At 46.0% G+C, this 25798-nt stretch carries 22 protein-coding genes; 9 read left to right on the forward strand and 13 right to left on the reverse strand.

Annotated features, from left to right (window positions below; all coding sequences use genetic code 11):
* Window positions 1-58: 58 nt before the first annotated feature.
* The 4 genes from nosZ to AAA942_RS07550 are packed head-to-tail and all read right to left on the reverse strand — an operon-like array spanning window position 59 to window position 5043.
* Window positions 59-2017 (reverse strand): Sec-dependent nitrous-oxide reductase, encoded by a 1959-nt coding sequence (gene nosZ / locus AAA942_RS07535; protein ID WP_338219634.1) that lies wholly within the window; start codon window positions 2015-2017, stop codon window positions 59-61.
* 21 nt (window positions 2018-2038) lie between these two features.
* Window positions 2039-3817 carry a c-type cytochrome gene (locus AAA942_RS07540; RefSeq protein ID WP_338219635.1) on the reverse strand — a complete coding sequence of 593 codons (1779 nt, stop codon included), beginning with the start codon at window positions 3815-3817 and terminating at the stop codon, window positions 2039-2041.
* Between the two features lie 28 nt (window positions 3818-3845).
* Window positions 3846-4565 (reverse strand): iron-sulfur cluster repair di-iron protein, encoded by a 720-nt coding sequence (gene ric / locus AAA942_RS07545; protein ID WP_338219636.1) that lies wholly within the window; start codon window positions 4563-4565, stop codon window positions 3846-3848.
* Between the two features lie 46 nt (window positions 4566-4611).
* Window positions 4612-5043: an RrF2 family transcriptional regulator gene (locus AAA942_RS07550; RefSeq protein WP_274670954.1), complete on the reverse strand. Its 432-nt coding sequence runs from the start codon at window positions 5041-5043 to the stop codon at window positions 4612-4614.
* A gap of 395 nt (window positions 5044-5438) precedes the next feature.
* Between AAA942_RS07550 and AAA942_RS07555 the strand changes: the two genes are divergently transcribed.
* Both AAA942_RS07555 and AAA942_RS07560 read left to right on the forward strand, forming a co-directional pair.
* Complete coding sequence (locus tag AAA942_RS07555) at window positions 5439-5849, forward strand: GreA/GreB family elongation factor (protein ID WP_274670953.1); 411 nt, start codon at window positions 5439-5441, stop codon at window positions 5847-5849.
* Window positions 5846-6457 (forward strand): hypothetical protein, encoded by a 612-nt coding sequence (locus tag AAA942_RS07560; protein WP_274670952.1) that lies wholly within the window; start codon window positions 5846-5848, stop codon window positions 6455-6457. Before AAA942_RS07555 ends, AAA942_RS07560 begins: the two co-directional genes overlap by 4 nt.
* 8 nt (window positions 6458-6465) lie before the next feature.
* Here the strand turns inward: AAA942_RS07560 and AAA942_RS07565 are convergent, their stop codons facing one another.
* The 5 genes from AAA942_RS07565 to AAA942_RS07585 all read right to left on the reverse strand — a co-directional run bounded on the left by AAA942_RS07565 (window position 6466) and on the right by AAA942_RS07585 (window position 15458).
* Window positions 6466-9591: an efflux RND transporter permease subunit gene (locus tag AAA942_RS07565; RefSeq protein WP_338219637.1), complete on the reverse strand. Its 3126-nt coding sequence runs from the start codon at window positions 9589-9591 to the stop codon at window positions 6466-6468.
* Window positions 9588-10649 (reverse strand): efflux RND transporter periplasmic adaptor subunit, encoded by a 1062-nt coding sequence (locus AAA942_RS07570; RefSeq protein WP_274670950.1) that lies wholly within the window; start codon window positions 10647-10649, stop codon window positions 9588-9590. Before AAA942_RS07570 ends, AAA942_RS07565 begins: the two co-directional genes overlap by 4 nt.
* Window positions 10650-10656: 7 nt before the next feature.
* Window positions 10657-11973 carry a TolC family protein gene (locus AAA942_RS07575; RefSeq protein WP_338219638.1) on the reverse strand — a complete coding sequence of 439 codons (1317 nt, stop codon included), beginning with the start codon at window positions 11971-11973 and terminating at the stop codon, window positions 10657-10659.
* Window positions 11974-11989: 16 nt separating this feature from the next.
* Window positions 11990-12565, reverse strand: a complete 576-nt coding sequence (locus AAA942_RS07580; protein WP_338219639.1) for a TetR/AcrR family transcriptional regulator — start codon at window positions 12563-12565, stop codon at window positions 11990-11992.
* Between the two features lie 67 nt (window positions 12566-12632).
* The gene (locus tag AAA942_RS07585; RefSeq protein WP_338219640.1) at window positions 12633-15458 is read right to left on the reverse strand and encodes a PAS domain S-box protein; all 2826 of its coding nucleotides are present in this window, start codon (window positions 15456-15458) and stop codon (window positions 12633-12635) included.
* A 222-nt stretch (window positions 15459-15680) separates the two neighbouring features.
* Here AAA942_RS07585 and AAA942_RS07590 point away from each other — a divergent pair, with 222 nt between their 5' ends.
* From AAA942_RS07590 to AAA942_RS07605, 4 genes are all read left to right on the forward strand, one after another.
* Window positions 15681-16118 carry an RrF2 family transcriptional regulator gene (locus AAA942_RS07590; RefSeq protein ID WP_274670940.1) on the forward strand — a complete coding sequence of 146 codons (438 nt, stop codon included), beginning with the start codon at window positions 15681-15683 and terminating at the stop codon, window positions 16116-16118.
* A gap of 65 nt (window positions 16119-16183) precedes the next feature.
* Window positions 16184-18520: a nitric-oxide reductase large subunit gene (locus AAA942_RS07595; RefSeq protein WP_338219641.1), complete on the forward strand. Its 2337-nt coding sequence runs from the start codon at window positions 16184-16186 to the stop codon at window positions 18518-18520.
* A gap of 19 nt (window positions 18521-18539) precedes the next feature.
* Window positions 18540-18989 carry an OsmC family protein gene (locus AAA942_RS07600; RefSeq protein ID WP_287935953.1) on the forward strand — a complete coding sequence of 150 codons (450 nt, stop codon included), beginning with the start codon at window positions 18540-18542 and terminating at the stop codon, window positions 18987-18989.
* A gap of 100 nt (window positions 18990-19089) precedes the next feature.
* The gene (locus tag AAA942_RS07605; RefSeq protein ID WP_338219642.1) at window positions 19090-19563 is read left to right on the forward strand and encodes a hemerythrin domain-containing protein; all 474 of its coding nucleotides are present in this window, start codon (window positions 19090-19092) and stop codon (window positions 19561-19563) included.
* Here AAA942_RS07605 and AAA942_RS07610 read toward each other — a convergent pair.
* The 4 genes from AAA942_RS07610 to AAA942_RS07625 all read right to left on the reverse strand — a co-directional run bounded on the left by AAA942_RS07610 (window position 19560) and on the right by AAA942_RS07625 (window position 23018).
* A complete protein-coding gene (locus tag AAA942_RS07610) occupies window positions 19560-19790 on the reverse strand; it encodes an HPP family protein (RefSeq protein ID WP_084438838.1) in 231 nt (76 codons plus the stop codon). The two genes, AAA942_RS07605 and AAA942_RS07610, sit on opposite strands and share 4 nt — an antisense overlap.
* Before the next feature lie 286 nt (window positions 19791-20076).
* Window positions 20077-20700, reverse strand: a complete 624-nt coding sequence (locus tag AAA942_RS07615) for an anaerobic ribonucleoside-triphosphate reductase activating protein (protein ID WP_274670943.1) — start codon at window positions 20698-20700, stop codon at window positions 20077-20079.
* Window positions 20701-20743: 43 nt separating this feature from the next.
* Complete coding sequence (gene nrdD / locus AAA942_RS07620) at window positions 20744-20914, reverse strand: anaerobic ribonucleoside-triphosphate reductase (protein ID WP_338219643.1); 171 nt, start codon at window positions 20912-20914, stop codon at window positions 20744-20746.
* Window positions 20898-23018 carry a ribonucleoside triphosphate reductase gene (locus tag AAA942_RS07625; RefSeq protein ID WP_338219644.1) on the reverse strand — a complete coding sequence of 707 codons (2121 nt, stop codon included), beginning with the start codon at window positions 23016-23018 and terminating at the stop codon, window positions 20898-20900. Before AAA942_RS07625 ends, nrdD begins: the two co-directional genes overlap by 17 nt.
* A 481-nt stretch (window positions 23019-23499) precedes the next feature.
* Here AAA942_RS07625 and ric (AAA942_RS07630) point away from each other — a divergent pair, with 481 nt between their 5' ends.
* From ric (AAA942_RS07630) to AAA942_RS07640, 3 genes are read left to right on the forward strand one after another with little or no spacing between them, the layout of a single operon-like run.
* Window positions 23500-24228: an iron-sulfur cluster repair di-iron protein gene (gene ric, locus AAA942_RS07630; RefSeq protein ID WP_338219645.1), complete on the forward strand. Its 729-nt coding sequence runs from the start codon at window positions 23500-23502 to the stop codon at window positions 24226-24228.
* Window positions 24229-24237: 9 nt separating this feature from the next.
* Window positions 24238-25374, forward strand: coding sequence for a hypothetical protein (locus tag AAA942_RS07635; protein ID WP_338219646.1), 1137 nt, complete (start codon window positions 24238-24240; stop codon window positions 25372-25374).
* A complete protein-coding gene (locus AAA942_RS07640; RefSeq protein ID WP_274670933.1) occupies window positions 25367-25744 on the forward strand; it encodes a hypothetical protein in 378 nt (125 codons plus the stop codon). Before AAA942_RS07635 ends, AAA942_RS07640 begins: the two co-directional genes overlap by 8 nt.
* Window positions 25745-25798 lie beyond the last annotated feature (54 nt).

The raw sequence follows: 25798 nt of genomic DNA on the forward strand, positions 1-25798 counted from the left end.
ACATTTCGACTTCGCTCAATGTGACAACGGGTTTCGTAACCGCCTCTAGAGTTAATTTTTATTCAGAGACTCCGGTTGAGTACTTCAGGGGGACATTAGCTCCCTTAGGAGAAACTCTCAAGTAGCCCTGCATCTCCTGGTGAAGTGCCGAACAGAAGTCGGTACAATAGAATGGGAACACTCCGACTCGGTCAGGAACCCACTTCAGGGTAGCAGTCTCACCCGGCATGATCAACAGCTCGGCGGTATTGGCGCCTTTTATCGCAAATCCATGCGGTACATCCCAGTCCTGCTCGAGATTGGTCACGTGGAAGTAAACTTCATCCCCCACATTGACCCCTTCGATATTGTCAGGTCTGAAGTTGGATCGGATAGAAGTCATGTACACGTGTACTTGATTGCCTTTTTTCTCCACTCGGGCGTCATTGATTCCTTTGAGTGCGTAAGGGCTGTGGTTTTTCTCGATCGGATAGAATTTCACCTGACGGTCTTTGATCAGAGAAGCTGGGAAAGACTCTGCATAGTGCGGTTCACCGATGGTCGGGAAGTCCAAAAGCAGCTGCATTTTATCTCCGGAGATATCGTATAGCTGTGCGGAGTGAGCGAGTTCAGGCCCGGTAGGCAGGTATCGGTCTTTGGTGATTTTATTGTATGCGACGAGGTATTTTCCGTGTGGCTTGCCGGTAGGTCCACCGGGAATGCTCAAGTGACCCACAGAATAATAAGTAGGAGCTCTATCGAGTACTTGGAGTGTTTCGATATTCCACTTCACGATTTCGGAAGACACAAACATGGACGTGTAGGCATTTCCCTTGCCGTCAAATTCAGTGTGCAATGGTCCCAAGCCTGGCTTTTCGACCTCTCCGTGCAGTACTGACTCGTACTTCAGCACGGGCATTCCGTTGATATCACCTTCGAAATCCTTGTTTTCAATCGCAGCTAGCATTTTGGTGAAGGAGAATACCGGAATAATCGCAGCCAATTTTCCTGAACCAATAATGTATTCTCCCGTCGGGTCGGTATCGGTACCATGAGGAGATTTAGGACATGGAATGAAATAGACAATATCCTTGAGAATGGCCGGATCCAAGGTCAACACTTCTTCCTTGATGGTAGAAGTAGCCGAGTGGGTTTCTTCATCCCATTTGTTATGGGCATATTTTACTTTTTTCTTGGCCCCCTGACCTGCTTTCACATATTCTTCAGCCTTTTTCCAGTTGACCGCCATGATGAAGTCCTTGTCCTTTTGCGAAGCATTCACTTCCAAAAGCGTGTGGGCCATCTCGGTATTGTAGGTGGAGAAAAAGAACCAGCCGTGGGATTTGTTTTTTCCGGCACGGGCCAAGTCAAAGTTGAACGGAGGAGCTTCGATCTGGAAAGAAAGATCCATATCTCCGGTCTCCTGATTTACTCCAATAAAGGAGATGTATCCTTTAAAATTGTCTTTGTAAGAATCAATAGATACGTCCTGATCATCCCCTACAGGCACAGAGAAACGGGTTCCTGCCACTACATACTCGGTATTTTGAGTGATGAACGGTGAGGAGTGGTTACCAGCCGAATTGGGAATCTCTATGATTTCTACAGTCTTAAAGGTGTTCAGATCCACTCGTGCGATACGGGGAGTGTTGTTGGCATTGCCAAAAGCCCAGCGAGCGTCATGTTCCGCATTAGTCGTAGAGATCGCGATGTGGTGCAAGTCATCCCAAGGCACGAAACCATTGGAGGTATTCAGCATCGGTTTGGATTGCTCGGAATATCCCCAGCCGTTTTCCGGGTGGACGGAGAAAACGGGGAGAATTTTCAAAACCCGACCGGAAGGAAGTCCCACGACGGACATTTGACCGTTGAAACCGCCCGAGACGATATTGTAAAACTCGTCATGCTCTCCCGGTGCCACATAGACTTTGGAGGCAGAATCGCCCGTGATGGCACTTTGGGCACCTTTGGGCTTACATCCTGGTGCTACCGCCGCCGCTAGAAGCCCTGCAGCAAGTAGCCATTTGTGTGTTTTCATTTGGATTATAGTTTAACTGGGTTATTTCACGGCCGCATCGCGCTGACCGCTCTTTTCTTCATCATTTACTCTCATGTATTCCAAAATACCCCTGGCATCATCCAGAGAAATATTTTGATTGGGCATTCGGGTAAGGCACTCTTCGAGAAGCTTTTGAGCTTCAGGATCTTGATCCAGCATCACATCCACATTGGTAATCATATTCATGATCCACTCTGGACGTCGACGATTGGTGACCCCTTGGAATCCCGGGCCCACCAAACGCTTGTCATTCAGCTGGTGACAGGCGGTACACTTCATGTCCACGATAGCTTTGCCTTTATCAGCCAAAGCAGGATCGATGCCTGTACCCAGATCCACATTTTTCACTTCCCCGATTCCTTTGGGATCAGCTGCAGGTGCCGCAGCTTCTTCGGCAGGTGCCGAAGTACCGGTAGAGGAAGATTGTGATTCACTTCCTCCACCGCATGAGGTCAGGAGCATCGCTACGATGCCCATGGACCAGATCATCGCTTTTTTCATAGTTTGGGATTTGGTTTGATTTGTAATTGAGGGAAATTCTATAAAGGGATTGGGACTGGAAACGGTCTCAAATAGACTGAGGAGAGCGATTAAGAGCCCCAAAGGGAACAGAGCAGCTAGTATAAATAGCGCTGTATGATACCAAGACCAATAGCCCAGTGCAAGCCAGACCATCGTCCCCTGACCAAAGAGCAAAAGCTCCGTACCCACAAAACCCAGCGCCACAAGTACCCAACCGATTTTGGACAGTGGACTCAGCGGTAAACGACCCTCAGCCATCGCTAATCCTGCCAAGCCGAAAGTCATTGCTCCCAGCAGAACCAGATGGAGAAATCCGATCACAAACATTCGGATCGTGTAAGAAATGACCGCAACCGCAGGCACCACCAACAGCAACTGAAGAATAGCTTTAGCGATCAGACTAACCATAGCCAAGTAGATCATCCCTCGGACAAATCGGGTCAGCTCGAGGTGAGGAAGGGCTTTCCAGATTTTGCGAAGCACCATGAAATAGGCTACCGCCTGAAGTACTACTGCCACCGAATTGATCCAAAATGACATCGGAGAAGGCGCAGCCCAAGTGACCACCAAAGCATAAGTAAGCAGGATAGATCCGAGCAAGACCATTTCTTGATTACCAGAAAATAAGATCTTAATACCTCTTTTTTCTGCAAAAAAAACGATCAAACCGAGCGTGCCGAGTACAAACCAAGCATTGAGCTGGAAGTGCAAAAACCACTGAATGGTCATGAAATACATTTCATGCATTCTTCCCAAAGTGGCCGTCACAGGCCCCAAAGCCCATAGGCCTAAGGTTGAGATCAGATACCCGATCAGAGACCATCGAATCAGCCGAATTCCAGTGGTGTTTTCTTTTTGCCCAAGGGTCTTCCAAAGCTTGAAGATGAATGCATAAGAAAGGAGCACAAACAAGGTGGAAAAGGAAATACTCACTACTCCATAGCCCTGCACTGGGAAGGAGAACAACATTCCGAGTAGGGAAACCAGCAAGGCGATGAATAGCCACCCGTATTTTTTCCCAAAGTTTTGTTTTCCTTCCAGCTCAAATATCATGGTTCCGATCAGCATCATAAATCCCCATCCCAAGAGGGCTATATGAGAATGGGTATGGAGAATATGACGGTATTCGAGAACAGGGATTTCCACGATGTGAAATGCTCTCATGGTCACCCCGAAAAGCGCAGCGATCAGGAAAAATCCTACCGCCCATCGGTTCCAGATGCGAATAAAGAGCTCGTTTGGTTTTGAAATCCTCATGATATTCGAACTAAAAGGATGTTATAATTTAAGAATTTAATTCTGAATAAAGCACCATAGCTTTTGGAAACAACACATTGTTTTCCAAGTGGATATGGGTATGTAAATCCTGCTCAAACTCCTGCAGCATAGAAAATGCTACCCGGTAAGTTTGACAGGCATCCGCTGGCGCAGTATAACCCTGTGTCAAGGAGTCAATTCTTCGAAAACGCTCCCCTTCCGTGTCATGCTCTTCCTCCATCATGGATATCGGGTTTTCGATATGTCCAAAATGTGGCTTTGAAAGCGGGAAGCTGTTGGTTTTGGCCTCTTCCATCGCTTTGATGTAAGGGAAGAGCACAAATTCCTCCTTTCTCATATGGATGGTTAGCGCATCTGCGGCTTCGAAAAACTCTTGGCGGATGAGTGTTAATTCCGGATGACGGTCTCCGTGAACCCGCTCAATTTTTTCCACATAAAACTTCAATGCCGGAATAGTCTCCTCCACATACTTATGGTGAACACCCACGATATGATCGATCAATTGACTGAGGGACATTTCCTGATAGGGACTTTGGTCGGCCACTTGCATGATAGTTTCCAGTTTTTCGACTACTTCATCTACATTCAGGCCCCGCGTACTACAGGCATCTGAGAGTTTGATTCCGCCTTTGCAGCAGAAGTCAATCCCATACTCCGTGAAAACTTTTGCAGTTCGGAAGTTTTCCGCTACGATTTTGCCTACTTTTTTCTCTTCGATAGTTGCCATTTTGCTTGGAAATTAAGGGATTTAATTATCTTTTAATTAGGTGTTTTTATGTCTTTAAGAAACTGATTCCGGTATTTATGCCCAATGCCATATCCTGAAGTGTGGTGGTCATCATCATACCGGTCAGGTGATCCCGGATAGCTTTGAATTTGTGATGGACTGCACAGGGGTGCTTCTCCGAGCACTCTTGAAGGCCAAGTGCGCAGCCTGTAAAAATGGAGTCGCCATCAATCACCTGTACGATGCGATAAAGGGGAGTTTTACGACCCTCTTCGCTGATTTCAAAGCCTCCATTAGGCCCTTTGATCGACAAAAGCAGATTTTCTCTGACCAGAGTCTGGAGAATTTTGGCAGTAAATGCTTCCGGGGAGTTGGTCGCAAAAGCAATGTCCTTGAGACCTGCACGCTCCTGACCTTCCGGCAGTGTGGCCAGGAAAACCATAGAGTTGATGGCGTATTTACAGGCTTTGGAAAACATCTCGTGCTGAATTGTTATCCCAAATGTATATGAATTTTAATAAAGGATAAAAATATCCTGTAATATTTTTTAAAAAAATTCCACCCTGCCACCGTGTTGCCATCATCTCCCAATTCGAGTTGGCATCAGAATTACATCCTCTAGCAAACGATGGGATATTGTGGTAACTTTGCTTACCTTAAAATCAATATGAAAACTCATCAACTTCCATCTTCCCACTTTTCGCCCGTAGAAGGTTCTTTCATGAACTGGGTTAAGAGGATGGTAGTGTGTCACAGTAGGGCTTTTATCACTTTTCCCTCCGTATTCTAAACGGAGGGCTAAATCACGCTCCAAATTTTCCAGCAGGTAACCGCAGTGGTGTGGCTACCTATACCTTTCAAAAATTACTACTGATGAAACCTATTCTGACAAACTCAGACTATAAAACTATCCATTCCCTACTCCAAAATCTTCCTTCCCGTCTGAAAGGAAAAGAAGTAAGTCTTCTCCAAAAAGAGATCAAATCTGCCGAAATCATTTCTGATGAAGCAATTTCAGAAGACATCATCCAACTCAACTCCCGATTTGAGGTGCTGGAACTCCTGAGTGGTAAATTCATGAACCTGCAGCTTGTGTTGCCTCATCAAGCAGACCTCAAGCAAAACAGAATCTCCATTCTCAGTCCGCTCGGGGTGGCACTGATCGGCTTCAGGCAAGGCATGACTGTGGAATGGACTCTTCCAGGTGGACTGAAAAAGCTACAAATCATCCGGGTTGAAAAACCACTCAGATCGACCTCTGCCACCGAAACAATCCTGAAATGAAATGGACTTACCAAATACGCGGAAAAGCCAAGATCTCCCTGCTTTTGACAGGGCTGATCTGTCTGATTTTGGTCAACAACCTCAGCGAGCGGTCCCAATCCCGTGAACTACAGAAGGTTCTTGATTCGATGTATCAGGATAGATTGATCGCCGAGAGCTACATTTTGCAGCTCTCGGACGAACTTCATTCGATTGGACTGATTTTGGAAAGCGGTTCTGATTTTCAAGAATCCCTTCTTTATTCGCATTGGCAGAAAATCGAACAAATCAACCTTAACTATCTGGAGACCCAACTCACCAAAGAAGAAAAAATTCATTTTGACCGATTTGAAAAAATGACTTGGGCCATTTTCCAGGGGATCCCGGAAAGGAAGAATAGTCAAGCAACCCTACAGGAAGCCCTGACTGAACTGAAAATCCTTTCCGAAATCCAAGTCAAAGAAGCTCAAAATCTAATCAGTAGATCGGGCCAAATCTTCTCCTCCGATGCTGCACACTCTCAACTCGAAATCGCCCTCTTAGTTGTAATGGTGCTGATAGTTCAGGCGATTTTGTTTGCTTCCAAGACGCTAAGCGTAGTCCCCAAGGCACCGCCACAGTTGAATTAAGCTAAATCTTAGTCGGAAGACACCGGACTAATCGGTTGAATTTTTTTCCGTTTTTGAAATTTATCCTTTAATCGATCGATAGATTCATAGACCATTGGCACGAGATAAACTGTCAAAATCAAGGAAGAAATCAATCCACCGATGATCACCCACGCGAGACCATTTTTCCACTCGCTCCCAGTACCACTAGCAAGAGCTATAGGCAGCATTCCGATCGCCATTGATAGGGTAGTCATTAGAATGGGACGCATCCTCCCTTTCCCGGCCTCAATCAGCGCTTCCCGGGTCTGAATTCCTTTTTCCTTCAGCTGATTGGCAAAATCCACGATCAATATTGCATTTTTGGCCACCAAGCCCATCAGCATAATCAACCCCAAAAGAGCAAATAAACTCAGGTTATTCATCGTCAGGTTGAGTGCCAGCATCGCTCCTATGACTGCCACCGGGATAGAAAACAAGACCACAAACGGATACACAAAGCTGTCATACAACGCGACCATGATCAGGTAGATCAGCAAAAACGAAATCAACAAAACCTGTCCCAAAGCACCAAAACTGTCATTTTGCCGCTTGATATCTGAACCCCATACCAGGCTGATTCCTTCGGGAAGTGGATGCTCTTTAAGATATGCCACCACCTGATCCGCTACCGTGCCAGAAGGTCTTCCCAAGGCATCGGCAGTCAAAGTCACCGCAGGCTGTCGGTCTTTTCTTTCCAAAAGCGAAGGAGAGTCTGCCTGAACCACATCCGCCACCTGCGAAAGCACAATCGGCATTCCTTTAGAATTAATCAACTGGAAGTTTTTGACATCCTCGTACGACTGCCTGTTGAAATTATCCAACTGAATTCGTACGGGATATTCGGTACCTGATTCGGTTAGGGTCGCGTCTTCATTGCCTGCAAAAGCATTGCGGAGTGTCAAGCCTAACATGGCATTGGACAAACCCAATCGCTGCAATTTGTCCGAATCGGGGATAACCTGATACTCGGGACTTCCCTCTTCAACCGATAATTTGACGTAATCCGCTCCGGGGATATTCTCCAGCACCAAGGCCAAATCCTTCGCCACCTGCATTACTTGCTCCTGATCGGGTCCGCTGAGCGTCATTTCAATCGGGGCCGAACGGGGAACAAGCCCCAAAGCAGTCATCGAGAAACTGATTCCGGGAAAAGTCCGCTTGAGTTCTTCCCGGACTTCTTTCATGAATTTTTCGGTAGTAAGCCCCCCAATTTCCTTTTTGTCCAAAAGCTGAACGGTCAATTCTGACTTATAAGGCAATCCCACACCCAAACTACCAATGCCGGTAGTGGGACCTGCCACATTGCTAAAAAGCGTGGAGACTTCAGGCAGTTGCAAAAGAAACTGCTCGACTTGAAGCGTGCGGAGGTTATTTTCTTTGACACTTGTGGATTTATCGTATTCCAAATAGAGTCTGAACTTGCCCTGATCTCCGGTGGCAATCAGTTCCTTACCGATAATCCCCTGCTTCATCATGACACCAGTGATCACGAAAAGCAGAATGACTATACCGGTGAAAGCCAACTTATGATTTAGCACCCAAGTCAACTGTCGGCCATACCAAGCAATAAACCGGTCCAACTGATGCTCAAAGCCAATCAAAAATCGGTTAAAAGCATTAGTAGGACTCAGATCCTCAGCCTTGCCAATACGGGAAGCCATCCAGGGTGTTAGCGTAAACCCAACCAGCAAACTGGTCATGGTCGAGGTAATCACCACTACCGAAAACTGCTTGAGCATATCGGCTACAAAAACCTGAAGGAACAGGATCGGTAAGAAAACCACTACGTCCACGAGTGTGATGGACAGCGCTGAAAAGCCAATTTCCATCCGACCATCCATAGCCGCCGACTTCTTGTCTTTTCCCATATCCAAATGGCGCTGAATATTCTCCAAAACCACCGTCGCATCATCCACCAAAATCCCGATAATCAGAGACATAGCAAGCAAAGTCATCAGATTGAGCGTATAGCCCAAAAGCCACATCACCGCAAAAGCGGTCACCAAGGAAGTGGGAATAGCGACCAATACGATCAGGGAATTTCTGAAGCTTCGCAAAAAGAGGAGCATGACCAAAGCCACCAAGATCACTGCTAAAACCAAGTCAAAAACCACAGCATTTACTGCAGCGATGGTATTGTCGGTGCTGTCATCAGCGATGACAAAAGACACACCTGCTGACTCATATTGTGTTTCGATTTGGGAAAGTTTGTCCCGGACAGCTTTCGAAACATCCACTGCATTGGCATCTCCTTGCTTTTTGAGCAAAAGACCGATTCCTTCCTTGCCGTTGAATCGGCTGACCGAAGTGATTTCCTTGGTACCATCTTTGACCACCGCCAAATCCCGAACATAGATCGGAGAACCCGGCATGGGCATCGCGACTTGAACCTGCTCGATTTCTTCCAAATCACTGAACTTGCCACTCAGACGTACCGCATTTTGAATCTGATCTGTCTGCACATTTCCGGCAGGCACATCCAAGCCCGCTCGATTGATCGCTTCCACCACTTGAGGAAGGGAAATCTGGTAGTACCGCAACTTTTCAGGATTCACTTTGACCTGAATCTCCCGCTGCTCTCCTCCGAGCACGGTGATTTCTGCGACTCCTTTTAATTGCTGAATCTGAGGGATAAAATCATCCACCATTTTCTGATAAAACACCTTGGATTCCAAGTCGCTGGTAGAAGTGATGGACATGATCGGAAGATCATTGGGCGAAACCTTGGTCATCACCGGAGAAAGCACATCCTCCGGCAGGTCCTTGGAAATATTGTCCATGTAGCGCTGCGCATCCTGCATGGCCTGATCGAGATCGACTCCATAATTCATGTTGGCAATCACGACTGAAGCATTGGGCATGGACTTGGTGACCAGATAATCTACGCCCTCTAAGTTGGATAGTGCGTCCTCGATTTTCTCTGACACTGAAGACTGGACCTCATCGGGCGAAGCACCGGGATAGCCCGTCTTGATGACCAACACCGGCTGATTGAAATCCGGCATCAGTTCATAGGACAGATTGGTAAAGCCAATGTATCCCAAGAGGACAAATAAACTGAACATTACGATGATCAGCGAGGGCCGATTGATGGATATGGAGGTAATGTTCATCGCTCAGAAGAAAAATTGGGTTCCACATTTGCTCCTTCAAATACATTGACCAAGCCACCGACAATGACCACATCACCGGGTTTGATTCCGCTTTTCAAAAGGAGTTGATCACCCACTCGCTTCGCGATTTGGATAGCTCGGAGTTTGGCTTTTCCATCCTGAATCACATAGACCTGAGGCTCAAATTCGGAACCCACCAAAGCCGAAGAAGGAATAATCAATCCTCCTGAATTTTCTCCGTTTTTCACCACAACCTCACCAAACATCCCTGCTTTCACAGCTTGATCCGGAGTATTTTCAAAGGTCAACTCTACCGGAAAGCTGTTGCCAATGGATCCTCTACTTCCCACCAAAGTCACTTGTGCGGGGATTTCCTTAGAAAGTGAATTAATCGTGACAAGCTGCGAGCTGCCTGACTGGAAATAATTCAGGCCGCTTTCAGGAATCTGAACTGTCAACTTTACCCGACTGAGATCTGTCACCTGAATCAAAGGCTTTCCAGGCGCAGCAAAATCTCCGGCCTCGGTCATTTTAGCGGTGACGATTCCCCCAAAAGGAGCTCGGATCGATGATTTGGCGATTTGTTCTTTTAAGGTGGCCAGTTGGACTTCCAATCCTGCCAAGGCTAGCTCTGTTTTTTCGAGCTGAATCCCCTGAATAGCTTCATTTTCGACCAATATCCGATACCGCTTGAGATCCGCTTCGAGACCGCCTTTTTGCACCTCGGCTGCCTTGAGCTGCAGCTGAAGTAAAGCCACATCCTGCTGCACCAGTACCTGATTAGCCGCTACTTTCTGACCGACTTCCACAGCCACTCGGGTCACTTTTCCCTGTACTTCGGCACTGATTTTACTTTCGCGGATCGGCTCAATCACCCCGGAAAAGCCCCGCTGATTATCCAGCTGACCTTCGGACACTTTTACCGCAAAAACGGGAACGGTTTGTTCTTTGTCATAGACATAGACCCGCTCTTGGGTGGTTTTCTTGTTGGATACCAGCCGGACCGCTACAATTGCGAAGAGGGCCAATGGGATGATATAAATGAGTATCTTTTTCATTGTTCAATCAATTGAGTAGAGTAGCAGATGATTTTTTGAGTTCGAGGGTGGCTCTGAGGTACTCGACCATCGCATCGAGATGGGCTTGTTGAGCAGATCGAAGGGATTGATCGGCAAGAAGAATATCGGTCAAGGTGGCTAATCCTTCCTGCTGCAAAAGGATGGACTTATCGTAAATGGACTGAGCTAGTCCGATCTGATACTGGGTCGTTTCGATTTGCTTTTTAGCAGTAGCCTGCAGTCGCAATGCAGCTTCATATTGCACTCGAGTCTGATCGGCTATCAGGGATTTCTGAAGGCTGGCATTGGTGAGTTCGAGTTCCTTTTGGCGGATTTTCTTGGAAGTGACTGTCCCGTTGAAAATTGGAAAACTCACCTGTGCTCCCAGAAAACTCTGTGGATAGAAATCCAAAAAGGACTCCGGCTCTCCACGGTATCCAAAGCCTGTGGTGCCATAGTTGGCAACTAAGTTTATACTGGGAATCCGGGAATTTTTGATGGCTTTGAGTTCTTGTCCGAGCATTTTCTCTCGCACTTCCTGAATCCGAAGGTCTGAGGTCAGCCCTGGATTGGGAATTTCGGATTCCTCGATTTGAATCGTTGACACCACTTCGATGGATTGATCTAGCGGCAGACCGATGACCAACTTGAGCTGCTGAAGGATCGTCACATATTGACTTTGAAGCTGGAAAATCTGGGATTCCAGCTGCTGATTTTGAAGGATCACTTTGTCCAAATCGGTTCGGCTGGAAAGCTTCTGTTCATAAAGCAAACGCACATTCCTCTCAAGCTTTTGCCCATTGACTTGATTGTCTTGGAGAAAAGTCAGCTTATTTTTCACGATCTGTGCATTGAAGTAGAGGTTGGATACTTCCAGATAAATCTGCTCTTCGGTTCTGACCTGCTGCCACTTGCTCAACTCTTGAAAAGATTCCGAAACCTGAATTCCAGCCATCAACTGCGGATCGTAGATGGGCATGCGAAGATTGAGATTGCCCATGATGGTATGCGGCACGCCAAACTGCACGGCACGAAACACTCCCTCAGGTCCACCAAAAGCAGCTTGGGGAAGAATCTGATAGGGAAGTTGCGTGAAATATTTATAGTCAGCACTCGCCATGATTTTGGGCAGCCACTGACTCTTGGATTCCTGATTTTTCAACTCAGCAGAAGAACTCTGATTAACAGCCATTTGCAACGTCTTATTGTATTGCATCGCCGAATCGATACTCTGCCGAAGAGTCCATTCCTGTGCTTTGATCTCTCCTATCAAAAGGAAGAGAAATAGATAAAGGAAGATTTGTTTGTGAGTATTTACTAACATTTAGAGTTAAATTTTTTTAGTTCTTAATCACGGTTAAAATTGATTCGATAAGTTGGGTGCCCGATGCATTCAAGTCAAAGCTGAATCCGGATACTCTCCATTTGAACATTTGAAGGCGAAATGCCCCCAACACCAAATGCACCAATTGCTCTGCAGAAACATCCGACTTGAAAGTCCCATTACTTTGACCATCCGTAATCAAAGGCAGCAAAAACGCCATTTTGGTCTGCATCAAAGCCAAAATGGCCTGATTGATTTGGTCACTTTCTTCCCAAAGCCCATCCGAAAACACAGCAACAACAAAGTGGGGATTTCGGGTAAAAAAGGAAAACTGACTGAAAAAAATAGCTTTGAACCGCTCTTCTACTCCCAGATTAGCACTAAGGGCAGAAAGCCGACCATGCATATTCTCCCGGAGATATTCCAGCATAGCTAGCGTGATGGCTTCCTTGCTCGGAAAATGCCGATAAATCGCTGCCTCAGAAAATCCCATTTCCAATGCAAGTTTCTTGGTTGTAAGTCCTCCGATACCTGATTCGGTCAGGATTTTACCCGCCGCATCGATGATTTCTTTTTGCCGCTCGGAGATCATTTTTTGGTTAGTTAGTGTTTACTAACAAAAATAAAAACAAAAATAACCGATGCAAAATTTTGGAGAATTAATTTTCCAGCTTATTCGCTTTTTCTGAGATCTCCCGGATCACCTGATCTAATTCCAATGCAGAGGAATCCAATAAACCTAGGTATTGGTTCAATTCGTCGAGATCCACAATCCCGTCTTTGATCAGCTGGACAATCGCCATCAGACGCGCCAGTGGCGCACGCACGATGTGAGATTGCGTCCAAGCGATGTCCTTGAGGATTTTGTTTTGGGCCTCCACTTTTTCCAAATAGCGCACGGTAGTGGTCACGTCGTTGGCCAGTACGAGCTGAGCTAACTTCCCTTCAAACTCGATGGGAATCGAAAAAATCTCAACAATCATCTGCTCCCCTGATTTCTTTTGGTGAATGAATTTTTCTTTGGAAACGGTAAAATTGCCCGGATTTTTCTCCAAAAACTCCTTCATCGTGCCCACTTGATCTTCCGGTCGAAAATCAAAAATCGATATTCCGACAAACTCATCCCGATCATAGCCATAATTGGTCAGCGCGGCCTCATTGACATCAAGCATCCGGAGGGTATCCAAATCAAAAACCCACATAGGCAAGGGGCTAAAATGAAATAGATCGCTGTATTTCTTTTCGGAGGCTTTGATTTTTTCGAAAGACTGAAAAATCTTCTCCTGGGCCTCTTTTTGCTCGGTAATATCCGTGCGGACGGCTAGGAAGCGATACACATTTCCAAACTTATCCTTCAGCGGAAATATGGTAGTAAACACCCAATAATGCGACCCGTCCTTTCTGCGGTTTTTCAGTTCCCCTTTCCACTCTTTTCCGGCTTTGATGGTATTCCACATCGTTTGATAAAACTCCTTTGGGTGATATCCAGAGCGGTTGACCCGAGTATGGGAGCCGATCAGTTCTTCTTTGGAATAGCCCGAGAGCTCGACTGTACTTTGATTGGCATCCAGAATTATCCCATCCAAGTCCGTCAAAATAATATTGGTGCTTTGATCTAATGCTTTTCGAAATTCACTGAGGCGCTGATAGGAAGATTTCAGACGATTTTTAAGAATCACCTCGTGATTGACATCCCGGATCGAACCGATCATTCGGACCACCTCACCTTGGGAGTTGCGAACTGCATAGCCCATTTCCAAGACATAGAAGTAGCGTCTTCGATGATTTTTGATACGATATTGAGCTACCCACTGACTTTTGGACGGATCATTCAGGAATTTTTCCAGACTGGCACTGATGCGGGGAAGATCCTCAGGATATAACCAGCTTTCCCAATCTTTGATAGAAAAAATATGGCCCTCGTGGTCATTGTGACCTAAAATCCGGTCAAAACTCCCTCCCCAGAAAAGTGCGTCATTTTCCAAATCCCAGTCGTAAATCGCTTCATTGGTCGCCTTATTGACCAGCTCATAGCGGGCGTTGGCCAAGGACATTTCTACTTCCAGTTTCTTTTTGGCTGTGATATCGGTAGCGATTCCCACGATCCCAAAAATACTTCCATCCTCTTCCGTCATAGGGACCAACCGGGTAAGAAACCAGCGCTGTTCATGACCCGATCCCACAGACCATTCGTATTGGACATTTTCCCCTTTGAATGCCTTTTGGTTGGGAATCTGATGAACTGAAGCGGCGTCAGGTCCAAAGATATCGGCGGCTGTTTTTCCAAGGAAAAATTCCTCGGTAAGGCCGGTTTTCTCCAGACTTTTCCCAAAAATCCCTGTGTGCCTAAACTCCGGATCAAGAGTAAAAATAAGATCATCCATACTGGAGACCAGCTTTTGGAAGCGTTCGTCAGATCTCAGCAGCTGCTTTCTGGCACGCATCTGATCGGTAAAATCCAGGAAAACAGCCTCCCATACTTTTCGTTTTTTAGTACTCCTCAGTGTCCACCAGGTCTGAAAAACCCGGAGATTGCAGTGTGTGGCAAGATTGATCTCGGCAAAAAAAGTAGCCCTGTCCAAAGTGTCAGCCTGCAGTTTTTCTTTTAACATGTCAGCATCTTCATCCTTCAACTGAGACCAAAAAACGTGGGCGTCATACACCGTATCACTGTAAAGCGAAAAGTATTTGGGAACTTTATTTCCATAGAAGGACACTTTTTCCTCACCTTCATTTTGGGAGGTATATCGAATCACGAAGCCAGGCAGAAACTCAGACACGGATTCAAAAATTCTGGACTTCTCATGCACATCCGTGATATCCTGAACCGTCCCATAGAGCTTGGTAATCAGTCCATCGGCCTGTCGAAGGGCCTTTCCCGTGGATCTGATCCATCGGTGATTCCCCTTGGCATCCAGTATTTCAAATTCACTATCGAAAGCCTTCCCCTGAACCAGACAAGCTGAAAAACTATCGAAAATCTGCTTTTTGGAATTACCAAAGGAATACATCTGCTTGGCTTCATCGAGTGTCAACTGATCTTTGAACCTGAGTCCATGGATGGATTTGGCCACATCATCCAATTCAAGTATGGATTTAGTCACATCATACTCCCAATTCCCCACATGGGTAGAGGCAAATCTGGTCGGTAAATCCTCCTTCGCATCGATCGTTTTGATCGGAGTCACTGTCCAGATCAGCTGGTCCTCGGATTCGACTTTTTCAGAATGGAGCTTCACGGTCATCACCTTGGATTCATCCACTCTGACTTGGGTGACGATGGATTTCTTTGAAAACTCCTCTTTGAAAAACCCTTCCCCAAACCACTCCACATTGAGAAAAAAGGTACTGAAATCCATCCCCAAGATATCCTTTCCGAATAATTCCCCGGCAGCTCTATTGGCATGCAGGACTCCAAATCTGGAGTCCGTGAGAAGAACTCCGATTTCGAGCTGATTAAATAGAGGGCTCCAATGGAAATTCATATTAATGATTCAGGGAAGGATATCAGCTTGCAATTGACTAACAAACCCTCAGTTTATCAAAAAAAATCGGGTGGAAAAATCAAATGGCGTTTTGAATTGTAAATAAACTTCTTCTATTTTCGGACTTATTACTCTTAAATAGATTAAAGTGTCCGAAAGATTCCATCTCACACTCGTGAAAAAATCTTTTATCGGCATTCAAAAAAAACAATTGATTATCACTTGAAAGCCCTCTCCCAAGTCGGAAAATACGGTCTTCGTGCCTTGCTTTACCTGGTAGCCTATCCACCGGAAAATCAGTATCTGAGCATCCGACAGATCTCGGATGATTTGGGTCTGTCCTTTCACTTCGTCACCAAAATCTTCCGTGAACTCACCGAAAGGGGCATTCTCACCTCCTACAGAGGACCTTCCGGAGGAATTGCCTTGGCAAAACCTGCCGAGGAAATCATGCTGATCGACGTGATCAAGGCTCTAGAAGGAGACGATTACTTTGACAAATGCCTGATCGGATTGCCCCACTGTGGCTCAGCTAAGCCCTGCCCTGTGCATGATTTTTGGAAAGAGGTGAAAACGAAACTCCAACATAACTTCTCCGAAACCAGCCTGGCTCTTTTGGGTGAAAAAATCCGAACCCAAGAAGTCCGCTTGGATGAATGAAATTTTTTTATCTTAATTAAGAATAAATAGTCTTAAATATGAAATAACCCTTTACCCACCCATCCATGAAGACAGAACCCAGCTTCCTAACCTACCTGATGAAGCCCAAAAACTGGTGGCTTCCCTTTCTCCTGATCTTCACCGTGAGTATCAGCGGCTTGATTTTCATTGGCTATCAGACCTACAATGAAGCCCCTCCGATCCCGGATTATGTGGATTCAAGAGGAAATGTGGTCATCTCGAAGGCAGACATTTTGGCCGGACAGGAGGTTTTTCATCGCTATGCACTGATGGAATACGGAAGCATGTTTGGTGACGGGGCTCTGCGTGGACCAGACTTTACCGCCCAAACGCTGCACGAAATGGCCGAGTCCATGAAAAAGTTTTACAAGGTGCAATCTCCAATCGAGCCAAATCCGGTTGCCCAAGCGGGTATCGAAGAACTGGTCAAGCAGGAAATCAAAGAAAACCGGTACCGGGAGGAAGACAATCAAGCTGTATTGAGTGATGCTCAAACTTTTGCAGCCAATGAAATCAATACCTTTTATCAGCGGGTTTTTCGGGATCCGGAATTTCATGAAGCCTTCAAGCCTTCCGGCTATCTGACGGACCCCAAGGAAATCGAGCAACTGAGCAAGTTTTTCTATTGGGGTGCTTGGGTGTGCAGCGTATCCCGACCAGGAGAAACGTACAGCTACACCCACAACTGGCCCTTTGACCCTGAGGCAGGCAACACCCCAACCGCTTCCACCATGCTTTGGAGTATCTTGGGATTATTTGGCTTAGTGCTTGGATTGGGAGCCGTGATGTACTACTACGGGCAGTTTGAGCAGCTGACGGAAGAATACTATGCCAAAGGTGCCTCGGAAATGGTAACAGAGGAGAAAGTGAGAACTTTCCGACCCACACCGACCCAGCGGGCCACCTTTAAGTTTTTCTATGTCGCCATTCTGTTGTTTTTGATCCAAGTATTGGCTGGAGTGCTCACTGTGCATGATTTTGTGGGGTTCACATCTTTCTTTGGATTTGATCTTCAGGCGTTGATTCCGGTGACGATTTCCCGCAGCTGGCATGTTCAGGTTTCCCTGTATTGGATTTCAGCTTGTTGGGTAGGAATATCATTTTTTATACTTCCTCTCTTGGCCAAAGGCGAGCCCAAAGGTCAACTCCGGCTGATCAATTTGCTTTTCGCCATCTTCTTTGTTTTGGTTGCCGGATCGGTAATCGGAATTTACATGGGCCCGATGGGAATGCTGGGCAACCTCTCCAGATGGTTGGGTCACCAAGGTTGGGAATTTGTGGAGCTGGGAAGACTGTATCAATACATGCTTTTGGCGGTTTTTGCCTTATGGGCCGTGATTGTCTATCGGGGACTAAAAGGCGTGATGGCCAAAGCCAAGCCCTGGGAACTGCCCAATTGGCTGGTCTATGCGGTTGTGTGCATTTTAATTTTGCTGGTATCCGGTTTCGTGGCCAGTCCAGAGACCAACTTTGTGGTGGCCGATTTTTGGAGATGGATGGTGGTGCATATGTGGGTGGAAGCCTTCTTTGAGGTGTTCACCACGATCATCGTCGGCTACATGATGGTGATGATGGGCTTGGTCAATCGGCAGGCGGTGACCAAAGTCGTTTATCTTGCTGCGTTGCTGTTTTTGGGTTCGGGATTGCTGGGGATTTCACACAATTTCTACTGGAATGCCAAGCCTATAGGCACTTTGGCTTTGGGTTCGGTCTTTTCCACACTTCAGGTCGTACCTTTGATTTTGCTCACCTTGGAAGCTTGGAGAATGCAGCGAATGCCCCAGCTTTTGGCCAATAAAAACAATCAAACTGGTCGCTCTTCGCTTTTTGCCATGCCCGGTGTATTTCTCTACCTCCTCGGGGTCAATTTCTGGAATTTCTTCGGGGCAGGAGTTTTTGGACTGATCATCAATCTGCCCATCGCTAACTACTACGAGCACGGCACCTATCTCACCGTCAATCACGGGCACGCAGCCTTGATGGGCGTGTATGGGAATTTATCCATTGCGGCAATCTTATTTGCCCTCCGCTACCTGACCAAGTCCGATACGTGGAATCCCCGCTTGGTCAAAGTTTCCTTCTGGTCGATCAATCTGGGCTTGGTGTTTATGGTCGTGCTCGACCTCTTCCCAGCCGGATTGCATCAGCTCTTTACGGTGATGGATCAAGGGTATTGGTTTGCCCGATCCCAGGAATTCATCCAAAGCACCCCTTTCCAAACCATGACTTGGCTGAGAATTGTTGGTGGTTCCATTTTCCTCCTTGGAGGCGTTTTGCCTCTTACCTGGATGGTTCTGAAAAGCGCCAGAAACCTAAAACCTGATCAACCCTTTGTTCTCAACCGCTTCCATCAGGAGCGAAAAGAAGTAGAAGTTTATTAATTCCAACTACCCTTAAACTATGCACGACCCTACGCATGACTATGCCGTCAACCTTGAGTGGAATCACGGACGGATCGGACAGCTGAGCAGTCCCGAACTCGAAAACCTCATCGAATGTGCCACTCCACCGGAATTTCCCCATGGAGTACCGGGCATTTGGTCCCCAGAGCACCTGTTTACCGCTGCAGTCAGCTCCTGCTTGATGACCACCTTTCTCTCCGTGGCTGACCATTCCAATCTGAAATTTGAAAAATTCACCTGCAAGGCCACTGGAACACTGGCCAAGCAAGATGGAAAATGGATGATGACTGAGGTGCATCTCTTCCCCGAACTCACGCTCAGCCCGGGAGAAAAAGAAGAGCGGGGCCTAAAAGTGTTGGAAAAAGCCGAAAAAGCCTGCCTGATCTCCCATTCGGTCAAATCAGAAATCAAAATGACACCGACTATTCTTCAACTCGAACTTCATTAATTCCAATCAGTAGCAAAGGTCAAAAAGGGCGGATCTCTTGGGTCCGTCTTTTTTCTTGCTAAAATAGGAATTGGAAACAGTGCTTAACTTACCTTAGAACATGGCAAAACCCACACCCCTCAAACGCCACCCTGCTCTCCATCACCTCAGCCACGATCACCATCACGGGCTTCTACTTTGCTGGAAAATCCGGCAGGGATTCAAACTGGAAGTTGAACCCGACCGAATGAAGACCTATTGCGAATGGTTTTGGGGAAATCACCTACAGGCCCATTTCGAAGAGGAGGAGAAACTGATTTTCCCCATTCTGCCTGAGGATAACCCGCTTGTCAAGCAAGCCCTGAGTGAGCATAAGCGCCTAAGACGGCTCTTTTCCGATTGGAAAAATGTCGAAAAAACCCTCAGGCAAATTGAAGAGGAACTGGAAAGACACATCCGATTTGAAGAGCGGATTCTATTTACCGACATTCAGGAAAAAGCCACTTCCACTCAACTGGAAGCTATCGCAGCCCAGGAAGTGCGGGAAAAATTTGTGGAGAATGGGGAAGATCCTTTTTGGGTAATTGCCACTTAAAGCCTCTTCCAAAACCAGATTTTATCTGAATAGCTCAGCTCCCGGATGTTCACATCATAGTAGGAATAGAGACGGTTTTTCGACAGGTTATTGATCAATACCGAGGAGAGAAAAAGTGTCAAAGCACCTGTCATCAATGGGTTGATCATATAGAGATACCCCATTTGTCTGACTTCCACTGACCCGATATTGGCGATCAGCGCAGTGGCTCCCCAGGATGAAGGGATTTGGTTATTTCTTAGCCAAAATAATCAAGGAAACAGCCAAAGGAGGAGAAATCCTAATGGATTCAGTTCTCCAAAAGAGTATTTACACACTTCCGAAGATCAATTTTTCGGACTGGGCTGCTTACCAATTAGTCATACCAAAAGGTAACACTGAACTGGCTCTAAAACTTGGTTAGTGTTCTTTTCCCAGATAAATGCTTCACTCTTTGGATTTCTGTCTATAGTCGAGCCAAAGTAGTGTAAAAACAGCTTTAATAATCCGCAATTTGGGCTTCACTTCGAAAACTCAATTCCTCCACACCCCCACCCCGCTTTTTAATCCTGGCTTTTTGCTCTCACCCAAATCGCCAAGAGTCTGCTTATCTCCCCGAAAAGGCTGCAAGTAATAGCTTCCGAAATAGCCTTTCCCCCTTAGCCAGGTGTTCATGGCATCAAGGTCGGATGTCCTCAATTGCTCCGAATGAACTGTAGTCCGAACCTCAAAGGGAACGGAAGAAGAGACCATGATTTCCAATGTTTTCTCGAAAGCCAAAAACAAATCAGAGCGGGTAACTTCCCAATACTTTTCCGGTAAAGATTTAAAATCAAGGGCCACATAGTCCAGCAAATCTTCGGTAATTAACTGCCCAATTACCTCAGGCCGGCTACCGTTGGTGTCGATTTTCACCTCAAACCCCATCTTTTTCACCTCCCTGACAAATGGAATCAACTGAGGATGCATCGTGCATTCGCCTCCGCTGAATACCACCCCATCCAGCAAGTGCCGGCGGCTTTGCAGAAATTCCCTGACATGAGCCCAACTCAGCTTGCCTTTGCCAAGGACGATCTCGGGATTGTAGCAGTAGCTACAGCGCATGTTGCAGCCGGCAAACCAAAGGATGCAAGCTGTGCGATCCGGAAAATCCAGCATTGTAAAAGGGGAGATACTGAAGACAGGTCTCCCCTTTTCCAGGCTATTCGACGAAATGGGTGCGCTGCTTGTGTTCACCTTTTTTTCCTATGTTAAAACTCTCCACGGGACGGTGGTAGCCCATCACGCGGGTGTACACGAGACATTTTGTGCGCTTTTCTTCAAGCTGATCGAGGAGCGCTTTGGTTTGGATCGGTTCAGTGCTTGTCTGCATAGTTTATTGGTTTTTGGTTAAGTGAATTGAGTAGAGCTTCATCGCAATGCGGGCAGTATTCATGTTCGCCGTTGAGGTATCCATGTACCGGGCAAATACTGAATACCGGAGTGACGGTGATGTAAGGCAACTTGAAGTTGGAAAGCACCTTCTTCACCAGTCGGCGACAAGCCTCAGGCGAAGAGATTTTTTCCCTCATGTACAGGTGCAGCACGGTACCTCCGGTGTACTTGCATTGGAGTTCGTCCTGTAGCAACAGGGCCTCAAAAGGATCGTCGGTATAGTCCACCGGGATTTGGGAGCTGTTGGTGTAATAAATGTTTTCCCCCATTCCAGCCTGGATGATTTCGGGGAAGCGCTTCTTATCCTCTTTCGCAAATCGGTAAGTGGTACCTTCTGCCGGAGTAGCCTCGAGATTATAAAGGTTGCCGGTTTCTTCCTGGAATTCTTTCATGCGATTTCGAATGTATTCAAGGAGCTCAGCGGCAAAATTTTGTCCGAAGTAGCCGGTGATATCTTCTTTTCCCTGGGAATAATTCAGAATCATTTCATTCAAACCATTCACTCCAATGGTCGAAAAATGATTTCGGAAATGCTTCAGATATCGTTGAGTGTAAGGATAGAGCCCACGGTCGTACATTTCTTGGATGAAAACCCGCTTTTTTTCCAAAGTGGATTTGGAAATCTGCATCAGGTAGTCCAATCGCTCATAAAGTCCAGCCTTATTTCCGGAGTATAAATAACCCAAGCGTGCCATATTGATCGTCACCACCCCGATACTTCCGGTCATCTCGGCACTTCCAAAGAGCCCATTTCCACGCTTCAGCAACTCCCGCAAATCGAGTTGAAGGCGACAGCACATCGACCGAACCGCATTGGGCTTGTAGGCATTGGGGTTTTCTATCTTTTGACCATTCTCATCCACCGTATATTGACTGCCTATGAAATTTTGAAAATAAGAAGAGCCTATTTTGGCCGTATTTTCAAACAGCAAATCCGTATTGGGTCCATACCAGTCAAAGTCTTCAGTGATATTGACCGTAGGAATGGGGAAAGTGAAAGGCTGCCCATTCGCATCTCCTTGGGTCATAATCCTGTAGTAAGCCTTGTTGATCAGCTCCATTTCGGGTTGGAAATGCTTGTAAGTAAGTTCTTCCAGGGAATTCACTCCCCGCTTTCTTGCCTTTTCCATCAACAAATCAGAATCGATTCCCTGGAATAGATGCAGGTCACTCTTGGTCGGCATCTGGTCTTTCAGATCCTCGGGAACTACCCAGTCCAGTGTCACATTGGTGAAAGGCGATTGACCCCATCTCGCAGGAACATTGAGATTATAGACAAAAGAACGAATGGCTTTCTCGATCTCCTTATAATTGAGCTGGTCCTTGAATACATAGGGTGCCAAATAGGTATCAAATGAACTGAACGCCTGTGCTCCTGCCCATTCACTTTGGAGGATCCCCAGAAAATTAGCCATTTGCCCCAGGGCTTCACGAAAATGTGCCGGTGGACGGCTTTCAACCCGACCCCGGACTCCATTAAATCCTTCATTGAGTAAGCCCCTCAAGCTCCAGCCTGCACAATAGCCCGTCAAGCAGTCCAGATCATGAATATGTATGTCCCCATTGCGATGAGCATAGCCTTCCTCCTTATTGTAAACCTTGTCCAACCAATAGTTGGCGATGATCTTTCCGGCCACATTATTGACCAAGCCGGCATTGGAGTAGGAAGTATTAGCGTTAGCATTGATCCGCCAGTCAGTCTGCTGGATATATTCTTCGATTGTCTGGGTACTGTCCACATAGGTGGTGTCCTCGTTGAGTCCAGCCACATGTTCACGCTGGAGTTTTCGGGTATGACGGTAGAGCATAAAGGACCGCATGACCTGAAAGTAACCCGTCTGAAAAAGCTCCTTTTCGATCAAATCCTGAATCTCTTCAACCGCCCAGGTGGTCTTGGAAGCCAAACTGCCGAGTATTCGATCAAAAACTACCGAATCATAGACTTCTGATACACTATGAAAGCCTTTTTTCAGGGCATCTTCAATTTTAAAGGAGGCAAAGGGCTCATATTCTCCATTTCTTTTGATTACATATTGTTCCATATTTCATCTTATTAAGGGATTATTTTATCCTTTAATATTGAATAAAAAGCGAGCCAACTGAAAAAAATCTGAACTAATATTCCTTAGGTTCCGGAATGATATTTATCATGGATTTTTTACCGGAACAAGATGTCCTCAATTCATTGTCAAAAAAATAAATTGGGCAGTCCAAGAACTTGAGTAATCAACTAGCCAAAAAAGCGCTCCTAAATATTCAAATATGGCTTTTTTTCAAAAAAAATCACCTAACATTTTGAAGGCGATTGAATTCAAAACGATTGTCATCTACAGAATTTAACATTATTTCTCCAGAGGAATCCATCCATCCCTAAGTCTAGGAAGCAAAATATCTCCCAAATAGAGAAAAAAATAATAGAGGATATCTTTATCTTTTAATAATTGATTTGTAGTTTTGTTTAAGAATCCGGGACGTCGTCCCTTTTCTTAACCTCAATAAGAGGACAATAATATCCTTTATTATATGAAAAACATCGCAGAACTACCCATAAGCGAAATAGTCTCAAGGGATTACAGAGCTGCTCTGGTATTCCGGACTTTCGGAATAGATTTTTGTTGCAAAGGAGATCAGACAATTCAGGAGGCATGCACTCAAAAAAAGGCAGACCCTCACCTTTTGTTTGAAAAACTTATCGAAGCATTCACCAAACCTGCTGAGGACCACTTCGATTATAAGAGTTGGCCTTTAACCCTATTGGCGAACTATATTGAAAATAAGCATCACCCCATGCTCCGGGAACGGATTCCACTGATCCGGAAATTCCTGAAGCGAGTCGTCAAAGTTCACGGCGCCCATGAACCTCAGCTCAAAAAAATCAAAGCCCTTTTTGAAGATTCCACCGAAGATTTAAAAAGACATTTAGAACAGGAGGAACTGATAGTTTTTCCGTTCATCCGCAAGATTTGCACAGACGGAGAGAGGAAAAAACTGCTATTGAGCCCCAATTTCCAGAAAATAAGAGAATTGATCTACCAATTAATGGAGGATCATGCTCAAGAAGGCGCGTGTTTGGAAGAGATCCGGAGACTTTCAAATGATTACAATCCTCCCTCTTATGCCTGCAACACCTACAAAGTAGCCTTTGCATTACTTCAGGAATTTGATGTAAATCTTCAGAAGCATATGCACTTGGAGCATAATATTTTATTCCCCGAAGCCATTTCCTTAAAGCCTGACCAGAGCATAAACTGATTGAAAGAAATGATTCCCTCCTCATTCAAGGCCTTCTACCTGCTCCCCTTTATTCTTTTGGGTTTGGTGGCCGGGATATCCGGAGGCTGGATCAGGCTTGGCTACCCGGCCATCCCCCTTGCCGAAGCCGCAAGTCAACACGGATTGATTATGACGGGTGGATTCTTGGGAACTTTGATTTCTCTGGAGCGGGCCATGGTCATGGCAAAAAAGACATGGCTCTTGATTCCTTTCCTTAGCGGGATTTCAGTTTTCGCTTTTCTCCTTGGTCTCTCTGATGTCGGTTTGCTCCTATTGACCACAGGGTCTCTCGGGCTAAGCTTGATTATGCACCTGCAAACCCTGAAGCACCCAAAATTCCACTCCGCGTTGCTGTATGGAGGCGCTGTCTCCTGGTTTATCGGCAATTTTCTTTCATGGCAGACCGGATTGATTGCGGCGGGAAGTACTTGGTGGATTGGCTTCCTCCTGTTTACTATTGTGGGTGAACGGCTTGAATTAAGTCAGTTTTTACCGGTCCCGTCCTGGTCACAAAACGCCCTAAAATCCCTCCTTGCCCTATTCACGGTGGGCTTGATCGTTCCCTTTCACACTTGGGGCAATGAGATTATGGGCATTTCAGCCCTATTGATTGCTGCATGGTTGTTGGTTTTTGACATGGCAAAGGTGGCCTCACGCAAAGCTGCCCAATTCCGCTATATCGGGATTGGATTGCAGGTTGGGTACTTATGGCTGGGGATTCATGGCTTGATTGTAATGGGAATGGAAAATCAGGCCTTATACTACGACTTGATGCTTCACACCTTCTTTTTGGGATTTACTTTTTCCATGATTTGGGCACATGCTCCGATTATTTTCCCCACAATTTTTGGGATCCGGGAGACCCCTTATCATCCGGTTCTTTGGATCACTTGGATCGGTTTTCAGCTTAGTCTTTTGGGAAGGATTGTGGCGAGTATCCTCGGTGAATATGAGCTGCGCAAAATATTGGGAGTAGCGAATGGGTACTTGATTTTGATTCAGTTTTTGCTGATGGCAGGAATAATTCTTTGGAAGATGAACCAGAACAAAAAAGTTAAGCCCGGGCGTAACCGAAGTCACGCGAAGGAACTCGAAAACAAAACATTTTTGCATACCCGTGTCTAAAACTTGGCTACATATTGCCCTGATTGTACTCATCCTGCTCAATGGAATGGGATACACGCTGATTCAAGTTCAGTTTTATTTGGACAGAGAGCAAATCACCGCACTTTTTTGTGTCAACAAAGACAAGCCACAACTCGAATGTGACGGAAAGTGCGAACTCTCCAAGCGGCTCTCTGAGGCCAAAGACCAAAACGAAAGTGATGCCCAAATCACCTTGGAAGAACTAAACCTGATCTTTTTGACAAAAAGTAGGGAGATAGGTTTGGACTTAATCCCCGAGGCAAATCATCAAATCGCGCATACTCCAAGGCATCAAATGCTTCACTCTTTGAATTTAGGAATGAATTTTTTCCATCCCCCTCAGCGCTGATTTTTTCTTCAGAAAAGAATCGGGAATCTCTCGATTCAGGACAAAGTCCCTTTT

The sequence above is a fragment of the Algoriphagus sp. oki45 genome, assembly GCF_036245605.1.
GTDB lineage: Bacteria > Bacteroidota > Bacteroidia > Cytophagales > Cyclobacteriaceae > Algoriphagus.